This window comes from Desulfobacteraceae bacterium (genome assembly GCA_022340425.1).
In the GTDB taxonomy this organism is placed as follows: domain Bacteria; phylum Desulfobacterota; class Desulfobacteria; order Desulfobacterales; family JAABRJ01; genus JAABRJ01.
In genome coordinates this window covers 106,652-120,231 of sequence record JAJDNY010000014.1, presented here as the reverse complement: position 1 = coordinate 120,231, position 13,580 = coordinate 106,652, and the positions used below count along the sequence as shown (strand labels likewise).

11 protein-coding genes are annotated in these 13,580 nt (G+C 62.2%); all 11 read left to right on the top strand.

Features of this window, described 5'->3' with window-relative positions; translation table 11 throughout:
* Positions 1 to 10: 10 nt before the first annotated feature.
* The 11 genes from LJE63_01520 (at position 11) to LJE63_01470 (ending at position 13,346) form a co-directional block, all read left to right on the top strand.
* The gene (locus LJE63_01520) at positions 11 to 1,192 is read left to right on the top strand and encodes an HD domain-containing protein (GenBank protein ID MCG6905275.1); all 1,182 of its coding nucleotides are present in this window, start codon (positions 11 to 13) and stop codon (positions 1,190 to 1,192) included.
* A complete protein-coding gene (locus tag LJE63_01515; protein ID MCG6905274.1) occupies positions 1,192 to 1,953 on the top strand; it encodes a UPF0280 family protein in 762 nt (253 codons plus the stop codon). Before LJE63_01520 ends, LJE63_01515 begins: the two co-directional genes overlap by 1 nt.
* 231 nt (positions 1,954 to 2,184) lie before the next feature.
* Complete coding sequence (locus tag LJE63_01510; GenBank protein ID MCG6905273.1) at positions 2,185 to 2,670, top strand: HIT domain-containing protein; 486 nt, start codon at positions 2,185 to 2,187, stop codon at positions 2,668 to 2,670.
* A 15-nt stretch (positions 2,671 to 2,685) separates the two neighbouring features.
* The gene (locus LJE63_01505) at positions 2,686 to 3,051 is read left to right on the top strand and encodes a hypothetical protein (GenBank protein ID MCG6905272.1); all 366 of its coding nucleotides are present in this window, start codon (positions 2,686 to 2,688) and stop codon (positions 3,049 to 3,051) included.
* Between the two features lie 195 nt (positions 3,052 to 3,246).
* Complete coding sequence (mutS, locus tag LJE63_01500) at positions 3,247 to 5,874, top strand: DNA mismatch repair protein MutS (protein ID MCG6905271.1); 2,628 nt, start codon at positions 3,247 to 3,249, stop codon at positions 5,872 to 5,874.
* Between the two features lie 4 nt (positions 5,875 to 5,878).
* A complete protein-coding gene (locus tag LJE63_01495) occupies positions 5,879 to 7,645 on the top strand; it encodes an N-acetylmuramoyl-L-alanine amidase (protein ID MCG6905270.1) in 1,767 nt (588 codons plus the stop codon).
* Positions 7,646 to 7,693: 48 nt separating this feature from the next.
* Positions 7,694 to 9,421, top strand: coding sequence for a HAMP domain-containing protein (locus LJE63_01490; protein MCG6905269.1), 1,728 nt, complete (start codon positions 7,694 to 7,696; stop codon positions 9,419 to 9,421).
* Complete coding sequence (locus LJE63_01485; GenBank protein MCG6905268.1) at positions 9,393 to 10,394, top strand: polysaccharide deacetylase family protein; 1,002 nt, start codon at positions 9,393 to 9,395, stop codon at positions 10,392 to 10,394. The genes LJE63_01490 and LJE63_01485 overlap by 29 nt, the downstream gene beginning before the upstream one ends.
* Positions 10,391 to 11,467: a hypothetical protein gene (locus LJE63_01480; GenBank protein ID MCG6905267.1), complete on the top strand. Its 1,077-nt coding sequence runs from the start codon at positions 10,391 to 10,393 to the stop codon at positions 11,465 to 11,467. Before LJE63_01485 ends, LJE63_01480 begins: the two co-directional genes overlap by 4 nt.
* Positions 11,468 to 11,583: 116 nt before the next feature.
* A complete protein-coding gene (locus LJE63_01475) occupies positions 11,584 to 12,474 on the top strand; it encodes a DMT family transporter (GenBank protein ID MCG6905266.1) in 891 nt (296 codons plus the stop codon).
* An 80-nt stretch (positions 12,475 to 12,554) separates the two neighbouring features.
* Positions 12,555 to 13,346 (top strand): enoyl-CoA hydratase/isomerase family protein, encoded by a 792-nt coding sequence (locus tag LJE63_01470; protein MCG6905265.1) that lies wholly within the window; start codon positions 12,555 to 12,557, stop codon positions 13,344 to 13,346.
* Positions 13,347 to 13,580: the final 234 nt, after the last annotated feature.

The window sequence follows — 13,580 nt, the reverse complement described above, 5'->3', positions numbered from 1 at the left end:
CTGATCGACGATGGAAAAATTTGACCCGCCGTTTCCCGCGTGCAGTTTGACGCGCATCCGGGAGGAGAGGGACCGCCCGGAAAGCGAAACGCTGTCGCCGCAGGCCGCCCTCAGCCGGGACGGCCTGCGGCGCCGGCATGAAGAACGCCTGCAAGACGACTACCGGCAGAATTTCTCGCTGGACGTGGACCGCATCCTGCACTCCCTGGCCTACACGCGCTACATCGACAAGACCCAGGTGTTCTATCTGATCCGCAACGATCACATCACCCACCGGGTGCTGCACGTGCAGCTGGTCTCCAAGATTTCACGCACCATCGGCCGATTTTTGGGCCTCAACCAGGACCTGATCGAGGCCATCGCCCTGGGCCACGATATCGGGCACGCCCCCTTCGGCCATGACGGCGAGCGGGTGCTTTCGGCCATCTGCCGCAGCCACGGCATCGGCGACTTCCACCACAACGTTCAGAGCATTCAGTTCCTGGATTGCGTGGAGCGCAAGGGGCGGGGGTGGAACCTCTGCCTGCAGACCCTGGACGGGATCCTCTGCCACGACGGCGAGGTCCACGACCGCCAACTCCGGCCGGACGCCTCCAAGACTTTCGCGCGCCTGGCCGAGGATCTGCGCCGCAAGACCCACGAGGCGGATACCGAACTGACCCCCATGACCCTGGAGGGGTGCGTGGTGCGCATGGCCGACACCATCAGCTACATCGGCCGCGATATCGAGGACGCCATCCGCCTGAAAATGATCCGCCGCAGCGATCTGCCCGCCGAGAGCACCGCCCTGCTCGGCAAAACCAACGGCACGATCGTCTACAATCTGGTCACTGACGTCATCCGCAGCAGCTACGGCAGGAAGCGGATCCTCTTCAGCGCCGCGGTTTCCGAGGCGCTCAAGCGCCTGAAGGACTTCAACCTGGAGCACATCTACCTCAACCCCGAGATCAAGCGCCACCTGGAAACCATCCGGGTCCTTTTCCGGCGGATTTTCGATCGCTTTCTGGAGGACCTTCAGCGCGAAAACGATCAATCGGTCATCTTCACCGGCTTTTTGAAGGACATGTCCGCCGAATACCTTTCCCAACATCGGCCTGAGGAAATCGTGCGCGACTTTGTCTCCGGCATGACCGATCAGTATTTCCTGCAACAGTGCCCCCCAGAGCTGCGCCCCGAAATCCGGGTGCTCTGATGCTTCAGGCCCGGACCTACCGTAAGGGGTTGCAGCGCCGCCTGCCGGCCTTCCGGGTGGTGGTCGAGCAAACCGATCTCTGGATCCAGGCCGACCAACCGCTGATGGCGGTGGCGCGGGAGTCCGTGCTGCACCACCGCCATCAGCTGGAGGGTTTTATCCGGCGGTTTCCCGGCTTTGCCAGCAGCATGGAGCCCTGGCCGCTGGAGGGTCCGGCCCCGCCGATCGTGAGGCGCATGTGCGCAGCCGCCAGCCGGGCCCGGGTGGGGCCCATGGCCGCCGTCGCCGGGGCCGTGGCCGCGGCCGTGGGAGAAGACCTGCTGGGGCAGTGCAATGAGGTGGTGGTTGAAAACGGTGGGGATGTCTTCATCAAAAACCGGGAGCGGATTTCCATCGCGATCTACGCCGGCGGCTCGCCGCTCAGCATGCGGGTCGGGCTGCAGTTCGCGGCCGCCGCCGATCCTTTCGGGGTTTGCACGTCATCGGGGACCGTGGGGCATTCCCGCAGCCTGGGGGCGGCGGATGCGGTCTGCGTGGTGGCCCCCTGCTGCGCCTTGGCCGATGCCGCCGCCACGGCCATTGGCAACCACGTCCGGAGGGCCGGTGATATCCCGGCGGGGATCGACTTGGGCATGGCGATGGGGGGGCTTGACGGCATCGTGATCATCGTCGGCGAACGGATGGGCGTCTGGGGAAAGCTTCAGGTGGTGCCGCTTCCCGGAAAAAAGGGGTTGAGTTTCAAGGGCAAAAAAAGTAGATAGGAACGATTCGAAATTCTTTGAGATTCTTAGGGTCGCGGTAAGAAATAATGCCTCAATATGGCGAAGGATTTTGGTTTGTCATCAAGGCACATCCGTCGGCGCATATCGAGATATGTGCCGGCGGCTGTAACGCCGAGGACGGGCCAAAAGACCAGTAAGATGTGGAATTATTTTTCCCGAGGCCCTTAACTCGCACCCTGGTTTGAAACCTTTTTCGAGATGGAGTTTGCGATGAAAACCATGTGGGCTCCCTGGCGCATCACCTATATCCTGGGAGAAAAAGAGGAAGGCTGCGTTTTCTGCAAGGCCATGGGTCCCGATGATGCCCTGACCCTCTTCAAGGGGCCCCAAACCCTGGTGGTGATGAACAAGTTTCCCTATATCAACGGCCACCTGCTGGTGGCCCCGACCCGGCACATCGCGGCCCTCGACCAGCTCAGCGGCAGCGAGATGGCCGTCTTGCTGAAAACCGTGGAGCAGTCCATCGCCGTTCTCAAGCGCGTGATGCGCCCTGACGGTTTCAATGTCGGTCTCAACCTGGGCAAGGTGGCCGGCGCCGGGGTGGAGGCGCACCTGCATTTTCACATCGTTCCCCGCTGGTACGGGGACGTCAACGCCCTGGCGGTCTTCGCCGATGTGCGGGTGATTCCCGAACACCTCCAGGCCACCTTTGAAAATTTGAAGCCACATTTTAAGGAAATAGATTTAACTACATGAAATCGGGAGATTAAAATGAAAAACTTCAAGGTGGTTCTGTCGGTGCTGATTATCGTCCTGATCGGGCTCGTGATATATCAGAACAAGGACTTTTTCCTTCAAAAACCGGACCTCAGCCTGAACCTCTTTTTCTTTCAGTACCAAACCGCCAAACTCAACAACGCCATCATCTTCGCCGGCTGTTTTCTGCTGGGCGTCTTGGTTTCCTATTTTTTCAGCCTTTCGGGGCGCTTCCGGGCCAACAAGACCATCAAGAACCTCAGCACGACGGTCGATTTGCAAGTGCAGAAGATATCCGAGCTCACCCGGCAAAACGAAGCCCTCAAAGCCGGCAGCGGCGCCCAACCCGCCGAAACCGCTGACGCCGCCTCCCGGGGCTGACCCCTTGCGCTGCTAACGTTTGCGCGCAGGACTCGCGGGCGGCCCGACCTTGGCCTGCCCGCCCGCACCAACCGTTGATCGGGCCTGATCCGAAAAATGGCCACCCCAGGGGCGGGCTTTTCGGATGATGCCCGTTGTCTTTTTTGACAGTCCCCCGTTGCCGGGCGGATGCCGGTCCCAGTTGAGCCAGAACCAATGAATGCTCCCAAAGCCACCCCCATGATCCAGCAGTACCTCGCCATCAAGGAGCAGTATCCGGACGCCATCCTGTTCTACCGCATGGGGGATTTCTACGAAATGTTCTTCGAGGACGCCAAAGTCGCCGCCGGTGCCCTGGAGATCACGCTGACCTCGCGCAACAAGAACGAAAGCGTTCCGGTGCCCATGTGCGGCGTTCCCTACCGCGCGGCCCGGGGATACATCGAGCGTCTGATCTCCCAGGGTTTCAAGGTGGCCATCTGCGACCAGCTCGAGGATCCGGCCGCGGCCAAAGGACTGGTCAAAAGGGACGTGGTGCGGGTGGTCACCCCCGGGATGATCGTCGACAACAGCTTTCTCGACGCCAAAACCAACAATTTCACCCTGGCTATCGCTCGCCTCCGGACGGCCATCGGCGTGGCCTACCTGGACATCTCCACCGGCACTTTCCGACTGTTTGAGGCGGCTGAGGCCGCAACCATCCGCGAGGAAATTCTGCGGGTGGCCCCAAGCGAGATCCTGCTCTCCGAAGAGCTCCGCGGCGACACCCAGATTTCGGAGGTGCTCGCGGCCCTGCCCCAGGCGGCGGTCTCATTCCTGGAGGCCAGCGCTTTCGACCACCGCAGCGGCCGTGCACGGCTCTTGGCGCAGTTCAACACCCTCTCCCTGGAAGGTTTCGGCTGCGAAGACCAAAAGGCCGGCGTCTGCGCCGCCGGTGCTGTTCTCTACTACGTGCGCGAAACCCAGAAGCATGACGTGGCGCACCTGGCCCGGATGCAAACCTATGGCCTGGACAGCCAACTCCTGATCGATGAGATCAGCTGCCGCAACCTGGAGCTGCTGCGCAACATCCGCAGCGGCGGGCGCGGCGGAACCATGCTCAGCGTCATCGATAAAACGGTCACGGCCATGGGGGGCAGAGCGCTCAAGCAGTGGCTGCGCTGCCCGCTGACGGATGCCGCCGCCATCGCCGCCCGGCTGGACGCCGTGGCGGAGGCTAAAGACGCGCTCTCGCTGCGGGGCCATTTGCGGGAGCAGCTCCAATCGGTCTTTGACCTGGAGCGCCTGGGCAGCAAGATCGCCATGGGGCAAGCCAACGCGCGGGACCTGGTGGCGCTTAAAACCTCCCTGGAAGCGCTGCCGGCCATTGGCGCCGGCCTCGCCCAGCTGCAGAGCACCCTCTTGCAAGGGCTTGGGGATACCCAAAGCCTGACGGCGCTGGCGGAGAAGATCGCGCGGGCGGTCCGGGAAGATGCGCCGCCGACCATCACCGAGGGCGGGATCATCAAAGCCGGGTACAATCCCGAGCTGGACGAGCTGATCCAGATCAGCCGCGACGGCAAAGGCTGGCTGGCCCGCCTGGAAAGCACGGAGCGCGAGGCGACCGGGATCGCCTCCCTCAAAGTCCGCTTCAACAAGGTTTTCGGCTACTACATCGAGGTTTCCAAAACCCACGCGGCAAAGGTGCCCGCTCATTATGTCCGCAAGCAGACCCTGGTCAACGCCGAACGCTACATTACCGAAGCGCTCAAAGAGTTCGAGGCCAAGGTGCTGGGCGCCGAGGAGCGGCGGGCGGCCCTGGAATACCGGCTTTTCAATGACCTGCGGGCCGAGGTGATGGGCCAGCGCGATGCCCTGCTGTCGGCCGCCGAGCATCTGGCGCGCCTGGACTGCCTCCTGGCGCTGGCCGAGGTGGCCGATCACAACGGGTACGTGCGGCCCGAAATCAACGCCGAGGGGGTCATCGAGATCACCGACGGACGGCACCCGGTGGTCGAAAAGATGATTGCCGCGGAACGGTTTGTACCCAATTCCATCCGGCTGGACGATGAGCAAAACCAGGTCCTGGTGATCACGGGCCCCAACATGGCCGGCAAATCCACGGTCCTGCGGCAGGTGGCGTTGACGGTGATCCTTGCTCAGATGGGCGCCTTCGTTCCCGCGCGACGGGCCTCGCTGGCGCTGACCGACCGGATCTTCACCCGCGTGGGCGCCCTGGACAACCTCTCCCAGGGGCAGAGCACCTTCATGGTGGAGATGCAGGAGACCGCCAACATTCTCAACAACGCCACCCCCCGCAGCCTGGTCATCATGGATGAAATCGGCCGCGGCACCAGCACCTTCGACGGTCTCAGCATCGCCTGGGCGGTTGCCGAGTACCTCCACGACGCCCACGGCCGGGGCGTCAAAACCCTTTTTGCCACCCATTACCATGAATTGACCGACCTGGCCCAAAGCAAAATCCGGGTGAAAAATTTCAATATCGCCGTCAAGGAGTGGAACGACGAGATCATCTTCCTGCGCAAACTGGTGGCGGGCGGCACCAACCGCAGCTACGGCATTCAGGTCGCCCGCCTGGCCGGGATTCCCGAGCCGGTGATCCGGCGGGCCAAAAAAATACTCTTTAAGATTGAAAACAACGAGGACAGCCTTTATGGTCGGGCCATGGCCGAATCCTCGGGCACCGCGAAGCCGGCGGGCCCGGTGCAGTTGAGCCTTTTCCGGAAGCCCGAACAGGCCATCGTGCAGCGATTGCAGGCCCTGGACATCGCGCGCATGACCCCACTTGAGGCGCTTAACTGCCTCAGCGAACTCAAGGAGAGGGCCGCAGGGGCACTGGACTGAACCTATGACCGCAATCATCCCCGCACATCGCGACCCGGCCGCACCCCCCCGCTGCAGCGAGGCCGGACCGGGCCGCTGGGGCCGCCGCCGTCCGAGCCCAGTGCTCGCGGCGGTTCTGGGCGTGCTGGCGCTTTGGGGTCTTTTGAGCCTGGTTGGGCCGAAGCCGCTGGCTGCGGCCGACGCCCGTCAGACCTATCTTCAGGCCGAAAAGGCCTACCGGCAGCTGCGGCATGCCCCGGAGAAGCAGAAGTATCGGCGCCCCTGGATGCAGTGTATCGAAAAATTCGAAGCCGTCTACCGGAGCGAGCCCGAGGGGCCTTGGGCTGCGGCCGGTCTTTTCATGTCCGCCACCCTCTACCAGGAGCTCTACAAGCATTCCTTCCGGAAAGCCGACCTCCAAGAGGCCGCCGACATTTTCCACCGGATCCTCAAGCGCTACCCGAAAAGCCGCTACGCCCGAAAGGCCCGGGCGCAGCTTAAAACCCTGGAAAAACCGAAGACCGCCGCAGTGCCGGTCAAAGCTTCGGCCAAGGCCGAGGTGCGGGGGGATGCCATCGGAGACGTCATTCAGCAGGCCGCGGCCGGCGCTGCGTCGCCGGCTGTCTCCCCAAGCGCCGCCATTGGTCAGGCTCGGGTGGAGAACCTGCGCTACTGGAGCAACAACCGCTACACCCGGGTGGTGATCGACGTCAGTCGCGAAACGCCCTTTCGTCATCACCTCCTGAAAAAAGACCCGGCGCTCAACAAACCCCAACGGCTTTATGTCGATCTGAAGGGCAGCCGGTTGGCCGGCGGGGTGCAAAAGATGGTTGCCATCAACGACAACCTCCTCAAGAACGTCAGGGCGGGACAGTTCACCCCCGAGGCGGTGCGGGTCGTGGTGGATATCAAGTCCTTCGACCGCTACAAGATCTTTTCCCTGCGAAACCCCTACCGCATCGTGATCGATGTCTGGGGGGACGCCAGTGGCGGCCCATCGCCAGTTCAGCTGGCCGCGCCCGGGGGCAAGGCCCCGATCCCCGTCGGCGCCCTGGCCAAGCAGCTGGCGCTGGGGGTTCGCCGGATCATCGTCGACCCCGGCCACGGCGGCAAGGACTTCGGGGCGCCGGGCTATCTGAAGGGGGTCTACGAAAAAGACATCGTTCTGGCGATCGGCAAAAAACTGGCCAAAAAATTGCGCCAGGAGCTGAACTGCGAGGTGATCATGACCCGCTCCACGGACAAGTACCTGACCTTGGAGGAGCGGACGGCCATCGCCAACACGAAAAACGTGGATCTCTTCATCTCGATTCACACCAACGCCCATCGCGACCGCAATGCTTACGGGGTGGAAACCTATTTCCTCAACCTCGCCACCGACGAGGAAGCCATTCTGGTGGCCGCCCGCGAGAACGCCACATCCACCAAGAACATCAGCGACCTGCAGACCATTTTGAATGACCTCATGCAGAATGCCAAGATCAACGAATCCAGCCGTCTGGCCGCCCACGTGCAAAACGATCTGACGGGCTTTCTCGCCAAGCGTTACCGGCAGGTCAAGAGCAAGGGGGTCAAGCAGGCGCCCTTCTATGTCCTGCTGGGGGCCCAGATGCCGGCGATCCTGGTGGAGACCTCCTTTATCAGCAACCCCCGGGAGTGCAAGCGGCTGATCACCCCGGCCTATCAGGAGGACCTCTGCGACGGCATCATCCAGGGCATCCGGCGCTATATGCGCGAAACCACCCCCACGGCCTTCCGGGAGCGCACCCGGCAAACAGTCAGCCCCGGCTGATCAGGACTTTCTTTCCGACCGTCCGCTCCAAAAAAGGCCCAAACCGCCATGCCCACTTTCCTTGCCAGAATACGAGAGATCTTCCGCAAGTCCTCCAATGACTATATGATCATTGGCCAGGTTTTGAAGGCCAAACACCTCGTCACCGACGAGCAGCTCGAGAAAGCCGTCCAGGTGCAGCGGGACACCCTGGCCGACCAGGGCCGGGCGGTCTCGCTGGGAATCATCCTGACGGAGTTGGGGTTTGTCAGCGAGGCCGAGATCGTCCGGGCCATCAACGATCACTACCGCCTGGAGGTGACATCGCTGGCCGACGACATCAAGGAGCTCGTCGGCAAAAAACGGGGCACTTTCGTCGAGCGCCTGCCGGCACCGCGAATTCCCATCTGGCTTCAGTTCTCGGCGGTCATCATCGCCATCACGGTCTTGACCACCTTTGTGCTGAATTTCTTCATTCTCAGCCGTCAAAAGGAACAGCTCTACGAGCAGTCCAAGAAAATCGGCATGGTCAGCCTCAACTACTTTGCTGCCAACGCGCGCATCCCGCTTCTGGAAGACAACATCCCGCAGCTCAACACCCTGATCAAGAACGCCACCGCCGTGGAGGGCCTGGTCTATGCCATCATTGTGGATCAGGACCAGAAAATCAAAGCCCACACCGACCACGACCAGATCGGGAAAGTCTACCAGCAGCCCGAGCCCTTGAGCCCCGAAACCCGCGAAAAGGAGATGACCTATTTCACCACCCGGCTGCCGAACGGCGGCCAGGTCCTGAATCTGGCCCACCCGGTGAGTTTCCAGGACAAACTGCTTGGGGAGGTGCATGTCGGGGTGTCCATCGATTTCATCAATGAGCTGATCCGGCAGAACAAAAAAGCGATCATCTCACTGACCCTGACCATCATCCTGGTGGGCATCCTGGTTGCCCTGCTGATGGGGCTGCGCTTCTCGCACCCCATCGAGCGGCTGGTTTACGCCACCCAGGAGATCGGCCGCGGCAACTACCACCACAAGGTTCACCTGGGCCGCAACGACGAGTTGGGCAACCTGGCCACCGCCTTCAACCAGATGGGGAATGAGCTCCTGCGCAAATCACGCATGCAGGAGTCCTTCGGCAAATACGTCGGCGCCGAGGTGCTGGACATGATCCTGGCCAACCCGGAAGGAAACTGGCTCAGGGGGCACCGCAATAAGGCGACGACGCTGTTTGCCGACATTCGCGGGTTTACCGCCTTCTCCGACGCCCGTGAACCGGAGGCGGTGGTGGAGGCGTTGAACGAATATTTTGAAATTGCCACCCGGATCATTATCCGTTATGGTGGCTACATCGACAAATTCATCGGCGATGCGGTGCTCGCGGTGTTCGGTGTCCCTGTCTACCGCCGCAACCATCTCGAGCGCGGTCTGGCTGCCGCCCTGGAGCTGCAATCCGAGCTGCGCAAGGCCAGCGGCGGGGGCAATCCGCTTTTGACCGCGGTGGGGATCAGCATCGATACCGGTGAAGTCGTGGCCGGCAACATCGGCACCCAGGAAAAAATGGAATACACGGTCATCGGGGACAGCGTTAATACAGCTTCGCGCCTAAACGGTCTGGCCGGGCCGGGGGAGGTCATCATCAGCCAGACGGTTTTTCAAAAGATGGGCCCCTTGGTGGATGCCGAGCCTTTCGGCCCCTGCCGGATCAAGGGGGTTGCCGACGCGGTGGTCTGCTACCGGCTGAAAGGTCTCACCAAAGCGCCCGTTTCCCATGCGACAAGGATCAAAAGGCCTGCTTAACCTTCTTCGAATACTGATGCTGGCGGCGCTTTTTTGCGCCGGGAGCGCCTCGGCAACCCCGCCTGCGCAGGTGGACGGCGCGCGTGAGAACTTTCTCATTATCCGCACAACGCCCCAGGACAGCTTTGCCTCACTGGCGGCCCGCTATTACGGGGACCCCCGGCAGGGGTGGTGGATTTCGCAGTTCAACCGTCTGGAGCGCATCGCGCCGGATCAGACGCTTGTCATCCCGCTGCAGCCCATGGGCCGCGGCGGACTTCAACAGAACGGCTACCAGGTGGTGCCCGTTCTGGCTTACGAATGGCCCGCCTCCCGCCCCAAAAACAGCCGGCCGGTCAGCGCCGCGGCCTTTGAAGAGCAGATGCGGTTTCTCCAGCGGATGGGGTATTTCCCCGTGACCCTCGACCAGCTGACGGCGTTCATGGATTTCAAAGCGCCCCTGCCGCAACGGGCGGTGGTCATCACCCTGGACGGGGCCGGGCAGGAGATCTTCGAGGTCGTCGCCCCCATTCTGCGCCGCTATCACTTTCCCGCAGGCCTTTTTGTGAGCAGCGATTCGGTGGGCCGCCAAAACGCCCTGAGCTGGGAGCAGATCAGGGCCCTGGGACAACAGGATATCGCGGTGCACTCCTTCGGCAAAACCGGCCGCGATCTCACCCAGCCGCTGCCCGGGGAGTCCTTTGCCGACTACCTCAAGGCGTTGGAGGTGGAGCTCTCGGGTTCCCAAAGGGCCATCGAGAAAAACACCGGTCAAAAAGCCCGTTTGCTGGCCTATCCGCACGGCAAGGCCAACGACGTGGTGATCGCGTTTCTCAAAAAATACGGCTACCGGGCCGGATTCACCCGCAAAAGCGGCAGCAACCCGTTTTTCGTCGGCAGCTTCAGGGTTCAGCGCGCCCTCATCACCGGCAGCACCACCCTGGATGCGTTCAAACAGCACCTCACGGTATTTGCCGAAAGCAAGCTGGAATGAGCCCGCGCCCTGCCTGCCTGATGCTATGCCTTTTGGTGGCCCTGACGGGCTGCGCCGATCTGTCGCCGCTTTTTCGCAAAGCACCCGTTGGCGGTGGCCCCACGCCGCCCCCCGCCGAGGTGTCAGCGCCGATTCCGTTTGATGCCCGCGCCCTGGATTACGAAAAAAACGGCGATCTCCAAATGGCGCTGTTTTTCTGGAAGGTGGTTTCGCGGCTCAACCCGGAGGACAAGGAGGTCGCCGGCCGCATCGAGAGCCTCCGGATCGCCATCCAGCGTGAATCCCAGCAGCACTACGAAAAGGGAGTTTCCCTTTTTCATCAGGGTCTGCGGCGGGAGGCCCAAATCGAATTCCTCACCGCCCTGCGTCAAAACCCCGACCACCGGGAAGCCCTCGCTTTTCTCAAAGAGCGCATCCACGGCGAGCGGTTCCTTTCCCACGAGGTGGCCGACGGGGAGACCTTTGCAACCATCGGCGAAAAACTCTACGGTGATTCGCAGATGGGGCTCCTGATCGCCTCCCTGCTGGGGGTCGCCCCCACCGCCCGGCCAACCCCCGGCACTGCCCTGCTGCTGCCGAGAGACGTCGAAAAGCCCAAAGCGCCGGCCCTCAAAATCGATCAGGAACTGGCTGCCGCCCGGCAGCTGCTGGCGCAGGAGAAATTTGCGGCGGCCGCGGACCTGATGGACAAGGTCCTCCAGCAGGAGCCGGCCAACAGCGACGCCCGCAACCTGGCCGACCAGGCCCACTTCGAAAACGGCAAACGCCTGCACCTTGCGCAGCGTTACCGCGAGGCCCTCGCGGCCTTCAAACAGGTGAGCCCCGGCTATCGGGACACCGACGCCTTTCTGGCCGTCATCCGGCAGCAGCTCGAAAATGAGGCCGAAACCCACTACCGCCGGGGGGTCAAACACTTTGTCGACGAGGACCTGGCCCAGGCGATCGCCGAGTGGCAGCAAACCCTGGAGTTAAACCCCGACCACCAGAAGGCCGCCCAAGATATCGAAAACGCCCGTGAACTGCTCAAAAAACTCAAAAAAGTGGAGCAGCAGCCGGCGGCTGCGGATCGTTAGCCAAACCCCAGGGCCGGCCGGGTCGAAAATTCCTTTTGAACGCGCCATTTGGCATCCGCCGCCTGCGTGATTCCCACCAGTGCCCGCGCGGCCCGTGCCCCGGCAAACCCAGCCTGATGCCCCCTTGCGCCCCGCAATCATCGCCCCCCGCCGTTGCCCCCGTGCTGGCGCTGCTTTTGGGCGTCGTGGCGGTTTCCACCGGCGCCATTTTTGCCCGCCTGGCCGATGCCCCGGCTTTGGTGACTGCCGCCTACCGGGTGGGCCTGGCGACCCTGGTGCTGGCGCCCCTGGCCTGCTGGCGGGGGAGCGCTGAGCTGCGCGCCCTGTCGGCCCGCCACTGGCGGCTGGCGGTCCTGTCGGGGTTTTTCCTGGCGCTGCACTTCGCCACCTGGATCTCCTCGCTGGACTACACCTCCGTGGCCAACAGCGTGGTGCTGGTCAACACCAACCCCCTTTGGGTGGGGCTGCTGACGCCCCTGATCGCCCGTGAGCCGATCCGTCGGGCGGCGCTGATCGGCATCCTGCTCAGCGTGGTCGGCGGGGTGATCATCGGGATCGGGGATTTCGCCGGCGGCGGGCGCGCCCTCTGGGGCGATTTCCTGGCCCTTTGCGGGAGCCTCTGCGCAGCGGTCTACCTGCTGCTCGGCCGCCGCTTGCGGCAGCGGCTCTCCCTGCTGGCCTATGTTTTCATCTGCTACGGCAGCGCCGCTGTTTTCCTGTGGTTGGCGGTGCTCGCCTTGGGGCTGCCGCTGCGCGGTTTCAGCAGCGGCACCTGGGGGGCCTTCTGGGCCATGGCGCTTTTCACCCAGTTGGTGGGCCACACCTGCTATAACTGGGCCCTGAAGTGGTTCAGCGCTGGCTTTATCGCCGTCAGCCTGCTGGGGGAGCCGATCGGCAGCGCGCTCCTGGCCTATCTGCTCTTCGAGGAAGCCTTGACCTGGCCCAAAGTGCTGGGCGCCGGTCTGATCCTGCTGGCGATTTGCTGGGCGGCGGCTGTAGAAAAGTAGGGTTTGACAAAGAATGGTCGATGGACTAAACCGGGGGCACGCTCTAAGACACTTTAGAATGACCACCGCGGGAGGATCACATGGCTTACGAGAACATCATTTACGGCGTCGGGGAAGGCATCGCCACCATCACGTTCAATCGTCCCAAGGCCTTGAATGCGCTCAACGCGGAGCTTTTAAAGGAGCTTGCGGCCGCGCTGGATGCGATTGCAGCCGACGAGGATATCCGGGTGCTGGTGCTCACCGGCGCCGGTCAGAAGGCCTTCGTGGCCGGTGCCGACATTACGGAGCTGGCGACTTTCAACCCGCTGCAGGCCAAGCTCTTCGGCAGGCAGGGGCAGGGCACCATCGGCAAGCTGCAGGCCCTGGACATTCCGGTGATCGCCGCCGTAAACGGCTATGCCCTGGGCGGCGGCAGTGAATTGGCGCTGGCCTGCGATTTTATCTACGCTTCCGAAAACGCCATGTTCGGTCTTCCGGAGATTTCCCTGGGAATCATTCCGGGCTTCGGCGGCACCCAGCGCTTGCCGCGCCTGGTGGGCATCAACAAGGCCAAGGAAATGATCTTCACCGGCAAAATGGTGCCCGCCGCCGAGGCCGCCGAAATCGGGCTGGTCAACAAGGTGTGCGCACCCGAGGTTCTGATGGAGGAGGTTTTCAAGACCGCCAAAGCCATTGCCGCCAAGGGCAAGGTCGCCTTGCGGGCCGCAAAGCAGGCGATCAACAACGGCATCAACGCCGATCTGACCACCGGCTGCGGCATCGAGCTCGATGCTTTCGCCCTCTGCATGGCCAGCGATGACGCCCGGGAGGGGACGGCGGCCTTCCTGGAAAAGCGCAAACCCGTTTTCAAAGGGCGCTTGAGCCGCTAGATCTTTTTACTTGACACGGGTTTTTATTTATTTTAGCTAACCCTGTACTCATTGCTGCCATCAACCAATCGGAATTTTCGATGAACCGGTATTTTCACTACTTTGGCTTTTTCGGCTTTTTTGGGGGCTTCCTCTTTAGGCGGTCTGCCCATGGCCCGGCAAGGTAGAGAGCTTCATAAATAGCGACCTTAAAAAACCATGGGTGGACGGCCAACCAGACACCCATGGTTTTTT